The organism is Paenibacillus sp. OK003 (assembly GCF_900109515.1).
Classification (GTDB): domain Bacteria; phylum Bacillota; class Bacilli; order Paenibacillales; family Paenibacillaceae; genus Paenibacillus; species Paenibacillus marchantiae.
The window spans coordinates 332,979-354,498 of the sequence record NZ_FOBD01000002.1 but is presented as its reverse complement, the minus strand read 5'-3'; the positions used below and the strand labels follow the sequence as shown (position 1 = coordinate 354,498).

At 48.6% G+C, this 21,520-nt stretch carries 16 protein-coding genes; 7 read left to right on the top strand and 9 right to left on the bottom strand.

Annotated features, from left to right (window positions below):
* Positions 1–2: 2 nt before the first annotated feature.
* On the bottom strand, positions 3–899 hold the full coding sequence (gene efeO / locus BMW94_RS04395; protein ID WP_090994912.1) for an iron uptake system protein EfeO: 897 nt from the start codon (positions 897–899) through the stop codon (positions 3–5).
* A 303-nt stretch (positions 900–1,202) separates the two neighbouring features.
* Between efeO and BMW94_RS04390 the strand changes: the two genes are divergently transcribed.
* The 3 genes from BMW94_RS04390 (at position 1,203) to BMW94_RS04380 (ending at position 5,115) form a co-directional block, all read left to right on the top strand.
* Entirely contained in the window at positions 1,203–2,117 is a 915-nt protein-coding gene (locus tag BMW94_RS04390) for a zinc ribbon domain-containing protein (RefSeq protein WP_090994909.1), read from the top strand.
* 256 nt (positions 2,118–2,373) lie between these two features.
* Entirely contained in the window at positions 2,374–3,123 is a 750-nt protein-coding gene (locus BMW94_RS04385; RefSeq protein WP_090994904.1) for a DUF3105 domain-containing protein, read from the top strand.
* Between the two features lie 273 nt (positions 3,124–3,396).
* Entirely contained in the window at positions 3,397–5,115 is a 1,719-nt protein-coding gene (locus BMW94_RS04380) for a methyl-accepting chemotaxis protein (protein WP_090994901.1), read from the top strand.
* Between the two features lie 160 nt (positions 5,116–5,275).
* Here BMW94_RS04380 and BMW94_RS04375 read toward each other — a convergent pair whose 3' ends face one another.
* Both BMW94_RS04375 and BMW94_RS04370 read right to left on the bottom strand, forming a co-directional pair.
* Entirely contained in the window at positions 5,276–6,229 is a 954-nt protein-coding gene (locus tag BMW94_RS04375; RefSeq protein WP_090995187.1) for a nucleoside hydrolase, read from the bottom strand.
* A 277-nt stretch (positions 6,230–6,506) separates the two neighbouring features.
* A complete protein-coding gene (locus BMW94_RS04370) occupies positions 6,507–8,738 on the bottom strand; it encodes an MMPL family transporter (protein WP_090994897.1) in 2,232 nt (743 codons plus the stop codon).
* A 180-nt stretch (positions 8,739–8,918) separates the two neighbouring features.
* On the opposite strand from BMW94_RS04370, the gene BMW94_RS04365 reads away from it, so the two are divergent.
* Positions 8,919–9,542, top strand: a complete 624-nt coding sequence (locus tag BMW94_RS04365) for a TetR/AcrR family transcriptional regulator (RefSeq protein ID WP_090994894.1) — start codon at positions 8,919–8,921, stop codon at positions 9,540–9,542.
* Between the two features lie 84 nt (positions 9,543–9,626).
* On the top strand, positions 9,627–10,208 hold the full coding sequence (locus BMW94_RS04360; RefSeq protein ID WP_090994890.1) for a GNAT family N-acetyltransferase: 582 nt from the start codon (positions 9,627–9,629) through the stop codon (positions 10,206–10,208).
* A gap of 13 nt (positions 10,209–10,221) precedes the next feature.
* Here BMW94_RS04360 and BMW94_RS04355 read toward each other — a convergent pair whose 3' ends face one another.
* Positions 10,222–11,433 (bottom strand): serpin family protein, encoded by a 1,212-nt coding sequence (locus BMW94_RS04355; protein WP_175480573.1) that lies wholly within the window; start codon positions 11,431–11,433, stop codon positions 10,222–10,224.
* A gap of 287 nt (positions 11,434–11,720) precedes the next feature.
* Here BMW94_RS04355 and BMW94_RS04350 point away from each other — a divergent pair, with 287 nt between their 5' ends.
* Complete coding sequence (locus BMW94_RS04350) at positions 11,721–12,311, top strand: hypothetical protein (RefSeq protein WP_090994884.1); 591 nt, start codon at positions 11,721–11,723, stop codon at positions 12,309–12,311.
* A gap of 161 nt (positions 12,312–12,472) precedes the next feature.
* Here the strand turns inward: BMW94_RS04350 and BMW94_RS04345 are convergent, their stop codons facing one another.
* The 4 genes from BMW94_RS04345 to uxaC form a co-directional block, all read right to left on the bottom strand.
* A complete protein-coding gene (locus BMW94_RS04345; protein ID WP_090994881.1) occupies positions 12,473–14,359 on the bottom strand; it encodes an ABC transporter ATP-binding protein in 1,887 nt (628 codons plus the stop codon).
* Entirely contained in the window at positions 14,356–16,083 is a 1,728-nt protein-coding gene (locus BMW94_RS04340) for an ABC transporter ATP-binding protein (protein ID WP_090994878.1), read from the bottom strand. Before BMW94_RS04340 ends, BMW94_RS04345 begins: the two co-directional genes overlap by 4 nt.
* Positions 16,080–16,622 (bottom strand): MarR family winged helix-turn-helix transcriptional regulator, encoded by a 543-nt coding sequence (locus BMW94_RS04335; protein WP_090994876.1) that lies wholly within the window; start codon positions 16,620–16,622, stop codon positions 16,080–16,082. The genes BMW94_RS04340 and BMW94_RS04335 overlap by 4 nt, the downstream gene beginning before the upstream one ends.
* A gap of 207 nt (positions 16,623–16,829) precedes the next feature.
* Entirely contained in the window at positions 16,830–18,266 is a 1,437-nt protein-coding gene (uxaC, locus tag BMW94_RS04330) for a glucuronate isomerase (protein ID WP_090994873.1), read from the bottom strand.
* A 204-nt stretch (positions 18,267–18,470) separates the two neighbouring features.
* On the opposite strand from uxaC, the gene BMW94_RS04325 reads away from it, so the two are divergent.
* Positions 18,471–19,220 carry an MBL fold metallo-hydrolase gene (locus BMW94_RS04325; protein ID WP_090994870.1) on the top strand — a complete coding sequence of 250 codons (750 nt, stop codon included), beginning with the start codon at positions 18,471–18,473 and terminating at the stop codon, positions 19,218–19,220.
* Between the two features lie 570 nt (positions 19,221–19,790).
* On the opposite strand, the gene BMW94_RS04315 is transcribed toward BMW94_RS04325, so the two are convergent.
* Complete coding sequence (locus BMW94_RS04315) at positions 19,791–21,272, bottom strand: alpha-amylase (RefSeq protein WP_090994865.1); 1,482 nt, start codon at positions 21,270–21,272, stop codon at positions 19,791–19,793.
* Positions 21,273–21,520 lie beyond the last annotated feature (248 nt).

Below are 21,520 nucleotides of genomic sequence, written 5' to 3'. Positions count from 1 at the left end.
TTCTACACTCCCAGTACTTGTCCCATATTCGACAGCGGCTCGGCCAATGCATCCAGGTTCTGACTCAGCTTCTTCACGTCCTCATCCTTCAGCTTCTCATAGGAAACGTATCCATCTCCATCCTTGAATGGAGCAAGCTCTTTCTCGAGTGCATCGAATCGGTCCGCAATCTGCTGATTCAGATCTTTGTCTTTGGCAGCCAGATCATCCTTGAGCAGGTTATAAATCTCGCGTGCTCCCTCTACATTCGCTGCAAAATCATACAGATCCGTATGGGAATAACGTTCTTCTTCACCGGTTACCTTGCTGGAGGAAACCTCATTCAGAAGTTCTACCGCACCCGTTACCATCAGGCTCGCATCGATGTCCATCGTCTCGACTTTGGCACGCAGGAGCTTCGCATCACTCAACAAGGTATCCGCAAAGTCAGTCATGCCTTCGGTCGTCTTGTCTTCCCAAAGTGCTTTCTCAATCCGGTGGAATCCGCGCCAGTCGGCAGCCTCCACATCTCCGTCACGTGCATCGATATTCGGGTCCAGATCCCCAAGTGCTTCGGCTACCGGTTCAATGCGTTCATAATACATACGAGCTGGTGCATATAATGATTTGGCAGTCTCCAGATCACCAGCTTTGACAGCATCCGTGAACTTCTCCGTTTGCTTCACGAATTCATCGATCTGCTCAATTGCAAACGCGCGATAACCATCCACTGCGGTTGTATAATCGCTCCCGGCCACTTCCTGATCCGCTGCATCCGTGGTTTCTGTGGAAGTTTGATTTTCGCTTTGAGCAACCGGTGTTTCTGCCTGCTTGTCCGTAGCCGCTTCATTATTGCCGCAAGCGGCGAGTAAAACCGAAGTTGCCAGCACAACAGCCGGCAATGCCAATATTTTTTTCAACACGATACACTCCCTATTGATTAGACTGATTTGTCTATACTCGCGCGATTAATATGTCGATGAGTACAAACCCTTGGATTAACGTTCATTTAATGATAATGATTATCAATTTCGGTAATGACATCATAATTCCGGCGCATACTTATGTCAATATGAAAATAAGGGGACCGGTTTAATCATATACTCAGGTGGAAAATACCGGGTATTAATTCCCTTGAAAACATAGACAAACTTCGTCATCAACCGTTAAAATGAGACAAAATGTCTAGATTATTTTAATTTATGAAATTGGAGGCTCATGCCATGAAATGCCCAGTATGTAATCATGAAAATGGAAATGCCAGTTTTTGCGAGAGGTGCGGCGCTAATCTAGCCCCTTCCTCCCCTACTGCAAATTCCGCTCAGGAGCAACAATCCGCTGCTGCCGAACCTGAATATACCCGTTGGTCGAGCACACAGGCGACACCTTCTCACGCTCCCATTTCTCCCAACACACCTTCTGCTCCCAGACCTGTACAACATGTATCCGACTCTTCCAGCACAGAGGGCGCTTCATCTTCAGGAGACAACAACGCCAATCAGTGGAATAACATCGTACAAAATGAGAAAGTTCAGCAAGCCAAAGAAGTAAGCAAACAGTATCTATCCTATTTCCTTAGTGTGCTCACCCGCCCTTATCAAACCATGAAAACCGTTGGTGAACAGCACTATCTTAACGGCTGGATCACGATGGCTCTGATTGCGGTTCTATCCTCTACATACTTTTTGATTACATTCGGCCGGATGGATATGGACGGATTGTTCATTGTCGGGTTTATCAGACCGCTGTTGTTCACCGCCATTTCCTTGATCGTTGCAATCGCATTGATGTATGCCATACTGAAGATTGAGAAAATAACGTTCCGCCCCAAAACGCTGGTTGCTCAGTTTGGTACATTACTTGTGCCCGCTATAGCGTCACTCGTACTGGCGAATCTGTTTATTGTGATCTCGTATTCCATCGCGATCTTCTTCCTCGTTGTCTCGTATTTGATTATCTTTGTATCTCTTAACACGGTGCTGTTCCAGTATCCGCTGAATCGTACGAAGGCAGCCATCGATAGCATGTACAGCGTGTTGATTGCCAATGTGGTATTGTTTTATATTCTGTACCGCTTGTTGGCCACAATGATTATTGGATTGATTAGCCTGATGTTTTCTCCATACGGTCGTATGTAGTATCTAGTTCAAAAGCTCTGACGAAGGCTCTCCCTGCTTATGCGAGGAGGGTCTTCTTTTGTTTGAAGCGTTAGCAGATTGCACTCGTTGCGTCCCATACACTATAATGTGTAGTGTAAAAGGTATGTTCTTTTTTACGTAAGGATATGAGATGAGAAACACTCCATGCTTATATGGAACCTGTACCATTGCCATCAACACTACATTATGTAGTGTATTGTTATGATCATTCATTTTATTAAGAAGGGTAGAGGAAATGGATATGGACATGAATATGAATCATATGCAAATGGAGCACGAGGCAGGGACATCCTATCTTTGGCTTATCATTGGGGCAGTCGTTCTATTGCTCTCCATCGCAGCTTATATCTGGTCTGCACGCACCCAGAAGTCTGTACTGGCACATATGAAGAAGAATGAACGAGCTGTGATTAAAAAGAAAACCCGATCCATCCGCCTGGCTGCTCATGCCCTACTGGGGGTGTCGATCATTGCGTTTGTTCTTTTCTTCATGCAGGGCGCATTTACCAAGTATGATGTTGCGGATCTGAATGCCGGTGCTGCGATCGAAGTGACTGACGATAAATACTACGGAGCCGATCATACGGAAGAGCCGATTCAATATGAGATGACCATCCCGACATCGGGGCCTCATAACCCGCATGATATCAAATTTGGATTCTACACCGATTTCCCCGGTTATCCTTACCTGGTACATAATCTGGAGCATGGGGATATCATCATTTATTACCGTGAGAATGCAAGTGATGAGCTGAAGGAGCATCTGAAGTACCTTGCCAAGTTCCGCAAAGCTGGATCAGGTATTCTCGCTGTACCGAACAAGGACATCCCCGAGGGCAGTGAGGTCGTCGTGACGGCATGGACCAAAACGATGAAGCTGGACCAATTCGATGATGCCAAAGTAGGCACTTTTATTAATAAATATATTAATCAGGGACCAGAGAAGATCCCTGCATCCATCCGCCAGGGTGGCGGGACGATGTAATGCCCTCTTTGTAGTAACAGCAGCACATGGTTCCTGCAATCGTGGGGAGTGCAAGAGATGAGATATCCATTTTACGTTTCAAACAAGATAAGCTCCTGGATCTACTTGATCCGGGGGCTAATTCTTTATCAGGCAGATGCCGATATTTTAAATAGAAATGAAATACATATATGTACGTTAGCAAAGTAGCAAACGCATTCCCAATAAGACGATTCATCCAGCTTCAATATAAGAATTCATAGTCCTACATATCAAGGGGGAACATTTCTACTAATGAACAGTTTGTTTATGCGTATCTTTTTATTTTTTTCCTGTCTGATGCTGGCGGCAGGAGCCGTTCTTGGCATTACCATGTATCGCTCATCTGCACAGCTGGTTGAACAATCGATGGGCATGCAGGCACAGGCTGTTGCCGAACGAGCAGCGCAATCCATCGACACCTCCCTGTATGCGCCATTAAGTACAGGACAGGATCAAACCGAGTATTACGATACCTTGCGCGAACAACTCAGCCAGCTTCGTCAAGCCAATGGATTGAAGTATCTGTATACACTTGGTAAACATGAAGAGAACGGAGCCGCATCGTATTATTACGTGGTGGATGGCGCTGCTCCGGATGTGGCAGAGGATGATTTCTCGCCCTACGGGTCCCCAGAAGAGAACCACTATGCGGGAATGCTGCAAGCCTTTGCACAAAACGAACCTTTCCGGGGCGATCTGACCCAGGATGAATACGGCGCAACGATTACGGCCTATGTACCGATTCATGGAGCCAATGGGGAACTTCTTGGTCTGGTTGGTGCCGACCTGGATTCCACTGCCGTCTACGAGCTGATGACACGCAATCGGATGACCATGATCTGGACCGCTCTTGCCATCGTATTGCTCAGCGTACTGCTGGTCTATGGATTTGCTCATTATTTGACACGTCCTCTGGTGAAACTGAAGAAGATCATTGCTGAGGTGGGCAAAGGTGATCTGACCGTCGATGTCGAGCTTGGACGGAAGGATGAGGTCGGACAGCTGGCTTCGGAGTTCAAACATCTGGTCAAGGATACACGGGATGTCATGACAGGCATCCGCAAAAGCTCCGATTCCCTGCTGCAAGCAGCCGAAGGAGTATCCAGACACTCGCAGGCGTCAGCGGAAGCCAGCCAGCGCATTGCCGAGCACACGGATCACACAGCCAAAGGGGCTGCGGAGCAGGTTGCACGCGCGGGGGAAGTTACTGTGGCGATGGAGGAAATTACACGCAGCATGCAGCATATTGCGAATTCATCTTCCATGGTGGCTGATGTATCCGAGGAGACGACCCATAACGCGATACAGGGCCAGACCAACATCAACACAGCGATTGACCGCATGGACAAAATTCATCAGGCCAACGCCCAGATGGAAGCGTCCACCTCCCAGCTTGCGCAATACTCCAGCAAAATTGAATCGGTAGCCCACATGATGAAGGGCATCGCTTCCCAGACCAGTCTGCTGGCATTAAATGCAAGCATTGAAGCTGCTCGGGCCGGTGAACATGGCAGCGGATTCGCCGTTGTTGCTTCCGAGGTTCGGAAGCTTGCGGGGGAATCGGAGCAATCGTCCCAGCATGTGTCTGAACTGATCGCCGAGATTACGCGCCAGACTGCCGTCCTATCTTCGCATATGTCAGCCAGTACCTCAGAAGTTCAGGCCGGTCTGGCTGTTGTTCAGGAAGCAGGACGTTCGTTCACGTCCATTCATTCCGGCATTGAGACGATGAATGAACGTCTGCACGAAGTGTCCGCCGCTTCCGAGCAGCTCTCCGCCAGTGCCGAAGAAGTATCCGCTTCCGTTGAGGATATGGAACATATCTCGCGCAAGTCCTCTTCCAGCATTCAGGAGGTTTCGGCTGCAACGGACGGGCAGCTGCAATCGATGGATGAGATGAGCACATCTGCGGAATCCCTTCGTGTGTTGTCTAGTGAATTGAACGGGTTGATAAGCCGATTCAAAATATAGATCCGACTCCAGATGGGCGATCCATGGCGCCCACCAGATGAATACAAAAAAGCCGCAAGGCAGAGAACGGAAACATGGGGATTACCCCATTCCTGTTCACTCTGCCTGCGGCTTTTTATTGTTCTACCTTTAATGGAGGCTGGCCTCGCGGCTGCCCGAATTAATAGCGCTGCGGAGCAGCTTTTTTGCCCAGATCGGTCATGTACGTGAAGAACGCTTCCGGATCGGTATCATAAACCAATTGTACCGGGCGTCCGTCTGCTTGTTCCACCGTACGGCCCTGGCTTGGACCATCCGGGATAACAATACAGTTCACGGTTTTCTTCTTCACGATGTCCTCACGTCCAACGGAAGCCGTAGTCAACACATCCCACAGATAATACGTGGAATTCGTTTCGCTGTACACCAGTGGCGGACATCCTGCATAACAGTTACCCAGGAAGTCAACGCCTTCAAAGCGGCGCTCTGCAGCCCAGCGGTTACGTACAGCAGGTGTCAGAGGTACTTTGTTCGTGCTTTCCAGGGCTACCAGATCAATCTGGATGCCGCTCTGCCATACACGGTAAGCCGCTTCCGGGTCCCAGAATACGTTCCATTCTGCTGTACCATCATGCTCAGGCTCTTCAACGTTCCCTCTTTCAAACGTTCCACCCATCCACACGAGCTTGTCGATTTTCTCTTCAATGTCTGGTGCTTCGTCCAGTGCACGCGCGAGGTCAGTCAGCGGGCCTGTGAACAGAAGCAGCGTTTTGCCTTCGGTGCTGCGCACTTTCTCAATCAGGTGCTGGTGAGCCGGAACGGCAGACAAAGGAGCTTCCATTTTGCCGGATTCGTTCAGTACTGGAAGTGCATCTACATAGAAGGAATGCAATCTCCACGCCGCAGGAAACGGATTTTTCCCTCTGGAGTTGGATTTCGCTACCTCTACGGAATATGTGCCGAAGCGATCGATAATTTTACGGCTGGCATCTGTAGCTGGCTCCAGATATCCGTCTGCCGGAATAACCGATACACCGGTTACATTTACATTGTCCATTTGCAGAAGCATGAACAGCGATACGAGGTCATCCACGCCGCCGTCATGGTTAAAGTACACATTACGTTGGTTCGTCATGCTTGTTTTCATCCTTCCCCCTGGTTGTCCCATTGATGTTCATTCCATCCGTCTGCCCGTGGCTGACGTTACCTCTATTATGTCCCAAAACCCTTGGCCACGTAAACCTTCCTTGTACAAAGAAAGTAGCGACCAGTTCTGTTTCTGCTGATATTTTACAGTTCCCCCATTCCATCTCAGCATATACTCGGATCAACCTGCATTCCAATATGAAAATGGTAAAGACAAGGACAGTGGGCTAGAGGCGCCACTGTCCTTGTCTGAATCCATCCATCGATTACATGGATTGATTTTGTTTTTCTTTGGCCTTCTCTGCAACAGGCACATACTTGCCTGGCCAGAAAGCCCATTTGCCCAGCAACGTGGTAATGGCTGGCACCATGAACGGTCGAACAAGGAACGTATCAAGCAAGACACCCGCAGCCGTGATAATACCGAACTGCACCAGCACCTGTATAGGCAGTGTTGCCAGTACAGCAAACGTACCTGCGAGAATCAGACCTGCGGAAGTAATAACAGATCCGGTTTCACCCACCCCTTCCTTGATCGCTTGGCGAAGTGGCATCGTTTTGCGTTTTTGCCAGATGCTTGAGATCATGAAGATGTTGTAGTCCTCACCCAGCGCCACCAGGAATACGAAGGAATACAGCGGAATCGCTCCCTGAATGGCGTCTGCTCCCAGTCCATAGTGAATAATGAGCCATCCCAACCCCAATGCAGAGAAATAGGATAGTACTACGGTCGCGATCAGATACGCTGTTGCTACAACAGAGCGCAGATACAACAGCAGCAGCAATGTGATCATCCCGATCACCACCGGGATAATGATGCTGGCATCCCGCTCTCCAGTGACTTCAATGTCATACTGTTCAGCCGTCTGACCGTCGATCCAGACATGGCTGTCCACGCTTGTTATTCCAGCATCTTTCAAAGCCTGTTCAGCCGTTGCCCGCAGATCCGGGATATGCTGCATCGCCTCCATGGAGTATGGATTCAGATTGAATTCCACATCGTAAGCGGTGATGTTTGCATTCTCGGCACCCTGCTGCGCTTCACCTACCTTGCTTACGTAATCCAGCGATTCCAGACGTTGTTTCAGATCTGTCTCGCTGCCTTCTGTATCGATAATCACTTTCGCCGGAGCGAGTTCACCTTCCGAGAACTGTTCTCCAATGACTTTGAAACCTTCACGAGAAGCAACATTCTCCGGGAAGGATGATAGCAAGTCATACGTGAATTTAATTTGGCTAGAGAAAGCAGCCAGTCCACCCAACAATACCAGCGTAATCGCCAGTACTGTCCACGGTTTGGTGACTACGGTACGGCCAATCCAGCTTTCCTTGATTTTACGCGGAGCAGGCGCTGGTTTGCCTTTTTTCTTCGCACGTTCTACCTCCATATCATGCGTACGCGGTACAAACGGGTAGAATGAACCCCGACCGAAGATCGCCAGCAAAGCCGGAACCAGCGTCAGGCTCGCAATAAACATGATGAAGATGGATAAACTGAATGGTACGGCAAAACGGTGATAGGCACCATATTCTGCGAACAGCAGTACAAGCAGTGCTGCAACAACTGTAAATCCACTCATGGCAATCGCACCGGACGATCCGGTAATCGCCTGGAAGAGTGCTTTCTTTTTATCCGGCTCATGATAGAGAGTTTGACGGAATCTGGAGATCATAAACAGGCAATAATCCGTTCCTGCACCGAACAACAGCACCGTCATAATCGAGATGGACTGTGCGTCCACTGTAATCCAGCCCTGATCCGCCATAAATCCGAGAATAGGACTAGTGACCATATAAGCGAACCCAACTGCAATAATCGGGATAATCGCCAGTACGGGCGAACGGTAGATCAACAGCAATAGCACAAGTACCAGCACAACTGTTGCAATCAGCAGGGATACATCCGCAGATGAGAACAATCCGCTCGCATCAATCGATATCCCAACCGGACCTGTAACGCGTGCACTTAGTGCGCTGGCATCATCAATGGCAACGTCAAATGGGTCGGAACCGAAAATATCTTTCGTTTTCTGCTCCAGCGCTTCAATGCCTTCTTTCAACTGTGACGAATCAGCTTCCTGATTGAAAAAGAGCGGCATAACCAAGGTGCTTCCGTCTTCCGAAAGCTGACCTTTCAGAGCCTCAGGGGGCAACTGATATAGTGGTACCACAGATTGCTGCTGCTCCACCGGATCTTGATCCAGTCGCTCGGTTAACGCCTGAATGTTCTTAATCTGTTCATCTGTCAGCCCGCCGGCTTGACGCCATACGATGAGCGCGGGAACACCTTCGCCGCCGGGAAATTCTTTCTGGGCAACTGCTGCCGCCTTCACCGATGGCTTGGAATCGCTCAAATCCTGTGCGTTATTCGTTTCACGGTCACCAACAGCAGGCCACACTACACCAAAAACAACCGCAATGATGATCCATACCAACAGTGTAATCCATTTGCTTCGTTTGCCGGCAACCCAGCGGCCGTAGCCCGAACCTTCTTGCATTGTCTCTTCATCTCCCTATTTTGGTTCTATGAAGCCGTTTTTATGTGACAAATATAGAAATGAACCACGGGTCATAGTATAATTGACTTAATTATATATACCGGAAGGTTAATATTGCAAATACTAATTTTGTGAACACTTTTGTACAGCCAACACGAATAAGTAAAGAGGTATGCAATTATGAGCAAAAAAACGAATCCTCCCCGCTCGCCGGGAAGGCCCAAAGCCGGTGCCGATCAGGCATCAGCCCAGTCAAAAATACTGATGACCGCCTCGCGGCTATTTATGGAATACGGGTATGAGCCCGTCTCTCTTCAGCAAATTGCCTCGCTATGCGGCGTGACCAAAGCATCGATCTATTATCATTTTTCCAGCAAGCCACAGCTGTTCACCGTCGCCATTACCAGCATGATGGCCATGGGCATGCAGCAGACAGCAATCCGTATGGATGCACCCGGTACATTGCAAGAGCGGCTGGAGAAAGTTGCGGAAGGACGGATGCAACACTCCCACGTCGATACCGAGACCATGATGCGTGAAGCCAATACCTATCTGGATGCAGATCAGCTGGCCCAGATCCGTGAAGCCGAAGTCCGCATTTATGAAGTCCTTGCCACCCACTTCAAGCGGGAGATGGACAACGGTTATTTGCGATCTGCCAATCCGATACTGCTTGCCCACGCGTTCACTTCCTTGCTGATGCTGGCAAACCGCGAAGGAGTACGCGACATGTATGCAACGATTGCCGATCTGGCACGTGAGCTGGTAGCTCTATTTTTGGACGGAGCCGCTCACAAGGTGTAAAGATCTCTCCATGCATCGGCCAATGCGGCGATACCAGCTCGATCGGGCCTGCATGACGACTTAAACTTACAGGAGGAATAACCCATGTCTCAACCAACGCGATCCCAACGCATCCCACGTCTGTTGGAAACGAAGCGTATCTATCTGCGTCCATTTGAATCGACTGATGTTGATACCTATTTCCCCGGATTGTTTGACGCCGAGATGCGCAGACTCACCGGGACACAAAACAGCTTCACCCGCCCCCAAGTGGAGCGCTACATCGAAAACGCGGCCCAGGATGACTCACGCTTGATGCTGCTGATTGCCTTGCAAGAGAATGACCAGGTCATCGGAGAGATTGCCCTGATGGACATGCATACCAAAAATCGCAGTGCGCACATCCGGATCGCCATTGATCATATAGAGCATCAAGGAAAAGGCTATGGCAGCGAGGCACTGCTGCTTATGCTGGATTATGGTTTCGGTATCTGCAATCTGCACCGAATCGAGCTTGAAGTGTATGCCTTCAATCAGCGTGCCATTCGTACATATGAGAAGCTCGGATTTCAACGCGAAGGCGTACGACGAGATGCCTTGTATTACAATCATCAATACCACGACGCCATTCAGATGAGCATGCTGGAGAATGAATTCCTAGAGCGGCATGTCAGCAGCCTTGGATAACAAAGACTACGTGCTACCGGGAGGGAATCTCTTCCGGTTGGTTTACGTTCCCGGCAAATAACCATGCTCCAGTGGACTTATCCACTACAGCAACCATAAATGGACGATTCACCTCCATCTTGGTCCAATCTGTGGGCGGAGCACTTCCAGCCGCCATTCCCACTAATGTCGAAGCAGCAGCTACAGTTCCTTGTTCGCTCACTTCCATCACGGCACGATGCATTACCTGACCAATGTATACTTGCAAGTTCGGCCCCGGAGAGATCATTTCCGTGAAATTGGCGGCATACGGGTCAAAGGCCATTTCCATCCCCATCTGCTGCAACGTCTCTTTCAGGTTCATACCGTATTCCGCACGAAAACGTGGCAAAGACAGCTCAACTAAGCTATATTCGGAGCCGCGATCAAGCCGTTTTGGGTCATCCAGCAACTGCTGCTGAACCTCATCCAGCGTACGCCCCTCTCGCGGCAAAACGACGAGCAGATGCATCTGGCCATCTCCGTAAGGCAGCCTCACCGCCTGCCAAGCCTCATTCTCCGAGTATTGGAACTGCTTTGTCTGATGCATCATCCGCATAGATAATGCCTTTCCATTTGTCAGCTTAAACTCGTCATCCGTCGTGTACTCCGGGTCAAACTCAGCCATCCAGTTTCCATCAAATGCAATGGCATTCACCAGAATCATCAGGGCTTCCTTTGCAGGCGGCTCCTGCATCAAATTTGGAATCATATCTTCGGTGTGCTGCTTCACCCATTGATTGATCTCTTCCTTTGCTTGTGCTGGTTGTCCATTGAGTGTCCTGATCTCGGCTTCATACGTTTGCTGTACGGCTGTTTGGTACGCTTCCTCTACCGGGATTCCGTCCTTCACCCACATGGAGTTCGCAATACCGACCTCAATGCCTTTTCCCGGATGGGTCAACAACTGCTGTAAAGCCGCTTGAAAAGCATTCACTTGCTCCATTTCTAGCCCCGACCAGCCCATGACCTCTGCCATCTCTCGCCTAGTCTCACCTACGCTGCCGTTATATGCCATGACAATTGCCGCCGTAATACTGTAAGGAGAGATCAGCAGATTATTACCGTCAGCCTTCCCTTTTGCACCCATCTGTTGAAGGATGTGAAGCCCCATGGTGTTCATAGCTTGGATTCTTTCGGATTCGATCTCTTTCAGAGCAGCGTTTCGTTCTGACTCGGATAGCTCCTGATTCGAATTGATTTTCATCTGGTTCGGGTCCCCCTTTGCTGAACAGCTCGTAATGATCAGCCCACTTATACAGCATAATAACAGTAACACTCTTAACCGTGCATGCATCGTAATCCCCCCTCATCCGTAATACTCAGATACCGTCATAGCGATTCAGTAATTTCCTTTTTTTACTAGACGTACGGTTGAGAAAAAAGGTTACGTTACACTCATATCCAAGGTCACCAATTTCTACTGTAACAAACACCATTCAAAATCAGTCAAAACGGTTATATCTATACCATATACGAATGGAGGGATTCCCTATGATTCCGGCAACGTTGGAACAATTGGAGCAAGTTCGCAAGGAATGCCGCACCATGGTCAAAAAGAGAGCCTCCGCTTCCGCGGGTGCAACACTGGTTCCCCTGCCCGGTACAGACGTACTGGCCGATGTGGGAATGCTTATGCAGCTATTGCCTGCCATTAACGATAAATTCGGGTTATCGCAAAAGCAGCTCGACGGGATGGACCCTGAGACCAAATCCATGATCTACGGATTCGTTATGTCCGTCGGAAGCAAGGTTATTGGACGCTTGGTGACCAAGGAACTGGTAGTAGTCGTGCTAAAAAGGGTCGGGGTACGCGTAGCCACCAAATCAGTCGCCAAATTTGTCCCTTTTGCAGGTCAAGGATTGGCAGCCGCGCTCAGCTTCACAGCCATGCGGTATGTTGGCAACAAACATGTTGAGGACTGTTATGAGGTTGTGAAACGCATGATCGAGCAGCGTGAATTAATACCGGGTGAGCCGGCACCTTCTGTGCTTGAGGAGACAAACGAAGATCCGAAGCTGGAGGTAAAGACGTCATCCGACGTCGACGGAGATGCACCTGCGAAGGAGTCTGACGATCAGTAAATAAATAAGGTAGATGATTCGTGATGTCAGTTGGATGAACGTTTAACGAATCAAGCACTGCATCGTATGGCACACTGCCTCTTGCCCTGAAGCACATCATTCGCAAACCAATAGCCGGGTTCACCCAAAGGGTGCCCGGCTATTTTTGAAGCTATAAGCGATCAGATTGCCTGTGGCTGTTGCTCCGTAAATTGACTGTTGTACAGATCCGCATAGAAGCCTTGTTTCTCCATCAATTCCTCATGATTACCCTGCTCAATCACGTTACCATGATCCATAACAAGAATCAGGTCGGCTCCGCGAATGGTGGACAATCTGTGGGCAATGACAAAGCTGGTGCGATCATTCATCAGAGCATTCATCGCTTTCTGGATGAACACTTCGGTCCGTGTATCGACACTACTCGTTGCCTCATCCAGAATCAGAATGGCTGGATTCGCCAGAATCGCTCTCGCAATGGTCAGCAATTGCTTCTGCCCCTGGGAAATGTTCGATGCTTCTTCATTCAGCACCGTATCATAGCCATCAGGCAAGGTACGAATGAAGTGATCCGCATGGGCCGCATCGGCTGCCTTGATGACTTCCGCTTCCGTTGCGCCTTCTCGGCCATAGGCAATGTTGTCACGGATCGTTCCGTTGAATAGCCATGTGTCCTGAAGCACCATCCCAAACAGGCTGCGCAGCTTGCCGCGTTCCATGTCCACGATATTAACGCCGTCAATCGTAATTTGGCCGTCCTGAATTTCGTAGAAACGCATCAGGAGGTTGATCAGCGTTGTTTTCCCCGCTCCAGTTGGCCCAACAATGGCTACCGTCTGTCCCGGTTTTACATCAATATTCATATTTTGAATGAGTAACTCATCCGCTTTATATCCAAAATTCACACCATGGAATGCAACGGCACCCTGTGGATACTGCAATTGTACTGGTTTCGAAGATTCTGGAACCTCTTCCTCCTCATCCAGCAATTCAAATACCCGCTCCGCCGAAGCGATGGTGGACTGAATGATATTCGAGATGTTGGCAATCTGGTTAATTGGCTGAGTGAACTGACGGGAGTACTGTGTGAATGCAAGAATATCCCCGATGGAGATGGCTCCACGTGTAACAAAGATCCCGCCCACCACACAGATGAGCACATAACCAAGGTTACCGACAAACGACATCAGGGGCATAATAATCCCCGAAATAAACTGGGCCTTCCAACCGGATTCATACAGTTCTTCGTTGACTTTTTCGAACTGTTCTACCGAATGTTCTTCCCGTCCAAAGGCTTTGACCACTTTATGCCCCGTGTACATTTCCTCAACATGCCCATTCAATTCACCAAGTGATTTTTGCTGGCCTGCAAAGTGTTTTTGCGATCGAGATGCAACCAGCATCACAACAACTACACTCAGCGGCAATGTCAAAATGGTAATGAGCGTCATCCATGGACTAATGGTCAACATCATGACGATAACCCCGACAATGGTAACTATAGACGTAATAAACTGCGCCAAACTTTGCTGGAGCGTATTACTGATGTTATCCACGTCATTTGTCGCCCGGCTTAATGTTTCCCCGTGGGTACGGGAGTCAAAATATTTCAGTGGCAGACGTCCCACCTTGGCGCTGATCTGCTCACGCATGTCATACACCACCCGCTGAGCTACGCCAGCCATCAGATATTGCTGAATATACGCAAAGGCTGCACTGAACAGATACAGTCCCACAAGCAAATATAATACTTTCATCAAGGCAGGAAAATCAATCCCGGCCCCCTGCACACCCTGAAGGATGGCAATAGCCCCTTTACTGAGAATATCGGTGCCTTCCGCCATCACCTTTGGACTGATAATGCTGAATACGGTACTCAGAATCGCTGCCACCAATACACCGAGCAGACGATGCGAGTGTGGCTGGAGATACTTCATCAAGCGTCGCAGTGTACCCTTGAAATCTTTCGCTTTCTCAACCGGACCTCGCATGCCCATTCCGCCGCCTGGATGGCCTGGACCGACCGGGCCTGGGGGACGAGGTGACTTGCTTTCTCTGCGTTCACTCATGCGATCTCCTCCTCTGTCAGCTGGGAGGATACAATCTCGCGATACACTTCATTGTGCTCCAGCAGCTCTCTATGTGTTCCTGAACCAACAATCTGCCCCTCATCCATAACCAGAATACGATCCGCATCCATAACCGTACTTACACGCTGAGCCACAATAAGCACTGCCGCTTCCGTCGTTTCAGACTTCAAGGCAGCACGAAGCTTGGCATCCGTTTTGAAATCGAGAGCCGAGAAGCTGTCGTCAAAAATATATACTTCCGGACGACGAACAAGTGCGCGTGCAATGGACAAACGCTGTTTCTGTCCACCGGATACGTTGTTGCCCCCCTGCGCAATGACGCTATCGTAGCCGTCTTTCATCTCCGTAATGAAGTTCTCTGCCTGAGCCGTTCGGGCTGCGTGGACAATCTCCTCCATCGTGGCATCATCCTTGCCGTGCCGGATATTTTCCGCAACAGTACCTGTGAAGAGCACTGCTTTCTGCGGTACAAATCCGATTTTCGCCCGCAAATCCTCCTGCCGAAGCTCGCGCACATCCGTACCGTTTACCCGGACACTGCCCTCCGTTACATCATAGAAACGCGGAATGAGACTAAGCAATGTGGATTTACCTGAGCCCGTACCTCCAATAATGGCTGTGGTCTCACCCGGACGTGCTGTAAAAGAAATGCCTGACAAGGCTGCATTCTCTGCACCCGGATAACGGAATGTCACATTATCGAATTCAATCGTGCCTTGCAGTGATTTCATATCACGAGGCTGCTCGGGATTGCTGAGATCCGGCTGCATATCCAATACTTCGTTGATCCGCTCTGCCGAAGCCGAAGCTCTTGGAATCATGACAAAGATAATGGAAACCATGATGAGAGAGAACATAATTTGCATCGCATATTGAAGAAAGGCAATCAAAGAACCAATGTTCATATTCCCGCTGTCGATCCGCAGGCCACCGAAATAAAGGATGGCAACCATCGACAAGTTCATAACCAGCATCATGACTGGCATTAATGTCGCCATGAGCACATTTACTTTAATGGAAACGTCTCTAAGGTCCGTATTAGCTCCATTAAAGCGAATACGCTCATGTTCCCCGCGATTAAAGGCACGAACCACGCGGATACCTGTTAATTGCTCACGCAAGACCAGATTGAGTCGGTCGAGTTTTTTCTGAATTTGTTTGAACATCGGCAAGCCCTTCGCACCAATCAGTGCAATAGCTCCGCCCAATACAGGCAGGACAACCAGGAAAATGGTTGATAATTTGGCATCCTGAGATACCGCCATGAAGATACCGCCGATACACATCATTGGAGCCATAATCATCATGCGCAGCATCATCGTTAATACGTTCTGAACCTGCGTTATATCATTGGTAGTCCGGGTAATCAGCGAAGCTGTACCCAGCTTGTCGAATTCCTGCAGCGAAAAGTTCTCCACATGGCGGAACACTCTGCTGCGCAGTTTTTTGGCAAATCCACCCGCTGTACGGGAAGACAAATAACTGGCTGTTACGGAACAGATCGTGCCTCCAATAGCAATGACCAGCATCCAACCGCCAATCTGCCAGATGTACGGAATATCCCCTTTTACTATACCGTCATTGACGATATCCGCCATCAGGGTTGGCAAATACAGTTCGGCCAGTGACTGCAGCAGCACCAGACTCAAAATGAAGAAAATGGGGATTCGGTATGGCTTCAGCATGCGAAACAATTTCATCATGGCGTATCATCTCCTTGTGTGGACGTCTCCGTCTGTTGGAAAACCACTGTATCAAAAAAGGTATAAACCTTGGTCAACAACTCCGTCAAATGAATGCTTTCTTCCTCACCTAAATGCTCGACGAGCTGGTTGAACGTTTGCATGCGCTCCTCATGTGCCGCCCGAATAATGTTACGCCCTGCCTCCGTAATGGTGATACGCACAGCACGGCGATCCTTCGGGTCCATCGTTCGTTCCACCAGTCCTTCGTCCTCAAGCCCACGAATAACCGGGGTTATCGTTGGTGATTTCACTCGCAGTAACGCACTGATTTCCGATACTTTTAGCCCTGGGCGACTCTCATTCAGCTCTCTCTCAAAATCTGGCGGATTATCCCGCCAATCCAGACGTTCTCCCGGATGCGTACCATGCAGCAAACATGCCAGCACCATAATCTCATTGTGATTACGCCCATGTGGTTTATGTTGCCTCCATTTGCCTTTATTAAACTGCATGATGGAATACAAAAGCTTCTGAGCAACCGGATCTATGCCAGTCATTATTGTCCCCCCCTTATTTTCATTATCATTCCATAGAGGTCCAACATCATAGGACATCTATTAAATAGCATTCCAATTAAATAGCCAATCAATTAATTAGGTGTACTAATTATATTACTGCAAAAATTGAATGTCAAATAGCAAATACACACCAAAAAACCGTGACTTTAAAGTCACGGTTTTGAACCAATTATAGAAGAATATGGATTACGAAGCAGAAACCGTTTTGAGAGCGGAAGCAAAAGGGAAATACTCCTTCGCATTGTTGTAGGCAATGCCCTGTACGATCTGTCCAAGTAATTCCATATCATGCGGTACCTCGCCTTGTTCGGCCCATTCCCCGATAAGGTTGCAGACCAGGCGGCGGAAATACTCATGTCGTGTATAAGAGAGAAAACTGCGTGAATCGGTTAGCATGCCGACGAAACGGCTGATTAGACCTACATTCGCCAGCGCCTTCATTTGAGCGAGCATGCCATCCTTCGTATCATTGAACCACCAGGCTGCACCAAGCTGGATTTTGCCTGGAATGCCGCCACCCTGGAAGCTGCCGACAATCGCTGCGAGCACTTCATTATCCCGAGGATTCAGGGAATACAGGATCGTTTTCGGCAGTGCTTGCTGCTGCTCCAACGCATCGAGCAAACCGATCATAGCTGAGGAAAGCGGCGTATCATTAACGGAATCATATCCGGTATCCGGACCAAGCTGGGCGAACATCCGACTGTTATTGTTGCGGGCCGCATTCATATGGAACTGCATGACCCAGCCCCGATCTGCATACAGCTTGCCGAGGAAAGTCAGCGTTACCGTCTTGTACTTGTCCTCTTCCTCACGACTGACCTTCTCGCCTGCAATGGCTTTGGCAAAAATCGCTGCTGCTTCCTCACGTGTGGCCGTGCCGTAAGGGACATAATCGAGTGCATGGTCAGACACCCGGCCTCCTACGGAGTGGAAGAACTCTACCCGTGATTCCAGAGCGGAGAGGAATGAGTCATAATCGGAAATCGCCGTTCCCGCTGCCTGCGACAGCTTGCCTACCCATTCCGAGAAGGTATCGCGGTTTAGTTCCAGCCCTTTATCCGGACGGAATGAAGGCAGTACAGCTGTATCGAATCCTTCAATTTCCTGAATCTTCAGGTGATATTCCAGGGAATCACATGGATCATCCGTCGTGCATACCACGGTAACATTGGATTTGGTAATGAGATCACGCGCACCGAATCCGTCACTGTTCAGCTTGGCATTTACTTTTTCCCAGATGGCCGGAGCGCTCGTCCCATTCAACACTTCATAGACACCGAAATAACGCTGTAATTCCAAATGAGACCATGCGTACAGCGGGTTACCAATCATCATCGGTACAGTTTTGGCGTACGCCAGAAAACGATCGTAATCGGTTACGCCCTCTCCTCCCGTAATGTACTGCTCCTCAATTCCGTTTGCGCGCATCAGCCGCCATTTGTAGTGATCACCGTATAACCAGGCCTCTGTAATATTGCCAAAGGTTTTATTCTCGTAGATCTCCTGTGGACTTAAGTGGCAGTGATAGTCAATAATCGGCATGTCTTTCGCATAATCCTCATATAACCTGATCGCCGTTTCATTGTGCAGCAAAAATTGTTCATCCAGAAAAGACTTCATTCGCCTCGCACGCTCCCTTTAGGTGAGTTTACGTTCATATGGGTTCACTTCCCAATCTTTACGCTACACTGTTTGCCCACAAAGTTCAATATAAAATGATAGCGTTATCACAAAAGGTTGATTTAGGCATATTTCCTGGAACGAGGTATACTAGAATTAATCTAATTGGTGCTAATCTGAAGATAATAGAAGGAGATGAAGTGGATGAAAATAACATTTCTCGGTACAGGAGACATGTTCAGCGTGGAGCAACACCACAACAGTATGCTGGCCGAATTCGGCGATACACATCTGGTGATTGATTTTCCGGAATCCAATGCTAAAGCATTAAAGGAATACGGCTTTCCAATGACGGATATTCACAATGTGTTTATTACCCATCTGCATGAAGATCATATTAACGGAGTACAGATGCTCGGATATTATTCACAGATTGTGGGCGACCGCAAGCCACGTCTGTTTATCCACGAAGAACTGGTTGATCCGTTATGGAGCATTTTATCCCCGGGCATGCGTTATACAACCGATGGGGAGCGTACGATGAGCGACTATTATGATATCGTACCTTTACCGGATGGAGGCACATTTGAGCTGGGGGGCGTAACGTTTGAGACTTTTCGAACACAGCACGTGCCGGGTATGGTCAGCAATGGCCTTCTTGCAAAGCCCTTCTTCTACTATAGCGCAGACAGTACGCTGGATCAGGAACGGTTAGAGCAGGCTGCCGCAGACGTACAGCTGATCTTCCACGAATGTCATATGCATGATCTGGTGATCAAATCACACACCTCACTGAAGGATCTGCAACAACTGCCTGCCGAAGTGAGACAGAAAACCGTGCTCATGCATTATCATGATGAATACGCCGATGCGGATAAACGGACACAGTTCAACCAAGAACATGATCTAAGAATGGTGGGCACGCTGGAGTCGTTTGAACTGTATAATGCGTAAATAGAGGGTATTGGATAAGTACCGTAATCGTTCTGTATTCTAATGGAGGTAAGTGCTATGGAGTATCGATTTGAACAAGGTTACTTTTTGATATATTCTTCTGCAAGAAGCACAAGTAGTGGAGATATCATGGTTGTTAAATTACTGGACAGACCCTTTAAAGATAGATTTGAATTCCTTGTCAACAGCAAAAACTATGAATGTACTACACACACTGAATTCAATCTCTGCCTTTGGGCTCTAACGAACATGAGAAGCCTTATTCGAGTTAAATTCGAGGTTTCAATATTCTAACGAATCTCAGACACTCTAGTCTAATGGTGTTGCTCCAAATGGGACTATTTTAATCGTTTTCATGAATAATAAAGTTACTGAGATTCTTTAGAATTCCCGTAACGCTAATTTAATGGAAATAAGGTGCGCTGAGTTCGTTAGGATGGAGCTTTAGTCGTACTTGAAAAAATGAAAACCACCTGAACATATGAACCTGTTCAGGTGGTTTAACGATCTGTATACTGTTTTTCATATTTATCTGTACGTTTCTGCATTCAACTGTCGATATTCATTCTATTACTCAGCATCTGCACAATCCTCACCCTGATCCGGGAGAGCCCATACGGAGACGCCTCCACCACATACATGGAAGGTGGCCCAGCCGTCATTCTCAATGGTAATGCTATCCTCGCAGCTGTGCGTCAGATCGGTCCAGACTTCACCAGCTCGGTGTTCGCCAACAAACATCCGTTTCTCACCATCATCACCATTCGAGATAACTACTGCACAACCGGAGCCTTCAATTTCGTCCTCCCCGCGGCGTACCCACCCAATCGTGTTTGCGTGATCGAAGTAATCTTCCTGCTCTCCATAAGCTTTGTCGTAACGGGCTGACATCAGAATGTCCAGAATGTCCTTCTTACCCTCAACAGGTTCGGGACCACCAATGCCATAATAATCACCGTAAAAGACAACCGGGTAACCGTCACGACGCAGCAGCGTCAACGCATAGGCGCTCGGCTTGAACCAATCGCCTACCCAGGATTCCAGTGCTTCATGCGGTTGGGAATCATGGTTATCGACAAACGTTACAGCATGCGTTGGATGTGTCTGCACCAGGGTATCGTCAAAAATCTTGGAAAGATCAAAGTCCCTGCCAGCCAGAGAGGCTTCATGAAGTTTGTAATGCAGGGACACATCGAACAGATCAATCTGATAGTCTACCGTATCCAGAAATTGACGACATGCATCGAGATTGGAGTTCCAGAACTCACCCACAATGTAGAAGTCCTGCCCGCGTTTGCGGATCATCTCAGCAGCGAATTCCTTGATAAATTCGTGATTGATATGTTTGATCGCATCCAATCGAAAACCGCTGCATTGCAGCGTATCGATGAGCCATTTTCCCCATTGGAGCATTTCCTGCCGGACATCCGGGTGATTGTAATCGATATTGGCGAACATCAGGTAATCATAATTGCCGAACTCATCGTCGACATTTTGATTCCAGTTCTTGTTCTCCCCTGCAATGCGGAACACACCGCTCCGTTCTTCCTTGGCATCAAAGTCTGTACCGTTGAAGTGTTCGGCGTTCCATTTGAAAGAGGAGTACTGATCCCCGCGGCCCGGAAATGTGAATTTGGTCCACCCCTCAATCTCGAACGGTTTGGAGATTTCCTTCAATCGATCATTGGGATCAACCTCAATCACCTTGAAGACTTCCGTCTCATCCGCACCCGCTTTATGGTTCATCACCAGATCCACATAGACAGCAACGCCATTCTTCTGGCACTCGGCAATCGCATCGACCAGTTCCTGCTTAGTACCATATTTGGTACGCACACTGCCTTTCTGGTCAAATTCGCCCAGATCGTACAGGTCATATACGCCGTAACCGGTATCCTCGGCAGACACGGCTTTGGTCACCGGAGGCACCCACACGGAGTCAATGCCTTTGGCTTTCAGTTCTGGCGCCATTTCAGCCAATCGTTTCCAGTGATTTCCGTCTGCGGCCAGGTGCCATTCAAAAAACTGCATCATCGTATGATTTCTCTTCATTCCCATCCGACCTCCTTGATTGCTTTCGAAGCGGACCACGGCACGTATCTGTATCGTCCTTGTTCGTTCGTATGCTATCCAAGTAATACCCTTTTCGGCCTATCCTTCAATCATGCACACACAAGAAAGCTAAAAAAAGTCTATGATCGTTCTTTAGCTATAAATTGAACTAAAGAATATTTACACTTGCCACTCCGATGACAGAACAACCCTCTGATCGCTGTTATCCCCAGATTTTTTGGATTCCT

What these genes read in the sequence shown, in the direction of transcription:
- BMW94_RS04390 (WP_090994909.1), top strand. Translation starts at nt 1,203, where the DNA reads ATGAAATGCCCAGTATGTAATCATGAAAATGGAAATGCCAGTTTTTGC.
- BMW94_RS04385 (WP_090994904.1), top strand. Translation starts at nt 2,374, where the DNA reads ATGGATATGGACATGAATATGAATCATATGCAAATGGAGCACGAGGCA.
- BMW94_RS04380 (WP_090994901.1), top strand. Translation starts at nt 3,397, where the DNA reads ATGAACAGTTTGTTTATGCGTATCTTTTTATTTTTTTCCTGTCTGATG.
- BMW94_RS04375 (WP_090995187.1), bottom strand. Translation starts at nt 6,229, where the DNA reads ATGACGAACCAACGTAATGTGTACTTTAACCATGACGGCGGCGTGGAT.
- BMW94_RS04370 (WP_090994897.1), bottom strand. Translation starts at nt 8,738, where the DNA reads ATGCAAGAAGGTTCGGGCTACGGCCGCTGGGTTGCCGGCAAACGAAGC.
- BMW94_RS04365 (WP_090994894.1), top strand. Translation starts at nt 8,919, where the DNA reads ATGAGCAAAAAAACGAATCCTCCCCGCTCGCCGGGAAGGCCCAAAGCC.
- BMW94_RS04360 (WP_090994890.1), top strand. Translation starts at nt 9,627, where the DNA reads ATGTCTCAACCAACGCGATCCCAACGCATCCCACGTCTGTTGGAAACG.
- BMW94_RS04355 (WP_175480573.1), bottom strand. Translation starts at nt 11,433, where the DNA reads ATGAAAATCAATTCGAATCAGGAGCTATCCGAGTCAGAACGAAACGCT.
- BMW94_RS04350 (WP_090994884.1), top strand. Translation starts at nt 11,721, where the DNA reads ATGATTCCGGCAACGTTGGAACAATTGGAGCAAGTTCGCAAGGAATGC.
- BMW94_RS04345 (WP_090994881.1), bottom strand. Translation starts at nt 14,359, where the DNA reads ATGAGTGAACGCAGAGAAAGCAAGTCACCTCGTCCCCCAGGCCCGGTC.
- BMW94_RS04340 (WP_090994878.1), bottom strand. Translation starts at nt 16,083, where the DNA reads ATGATGAAATTGTTTCGCATGCTGAAGCCATACCGAATCCCCATTTTC.
- BMW94_RS04335 (WP_090994876.1), bottom strand. Translation starts at nt 16,622, where the DNA reads ATGACTGGCATAGATCCGGTTGCTCAGAAGCTTTTGTATTCCATCATG.
- uxaC (WP_090994873.1), bottom strand. Translation starts at nt 18,266, where the DNA reads ATGAAGTCTTTTCTGGATGAACAATTTTTGCTGCACAATGAAACGGCG.
- BMW94_RS04325 (WP_090994870.1), top strand. Translation starts at nt 18,471, where the DNA reads ATGAAAATAACATTTCTCGGTACAGGAGACATGTTCAGCGTGGAGCAA.
- BMW94_RS04315 (WP_090994865.1), bottom strand. Translation starts at nt 21,272, where the DNA reads ATGAAGAGAAATCATACGATGATGCAGTTTTTTGAATGGCACCTGGCC.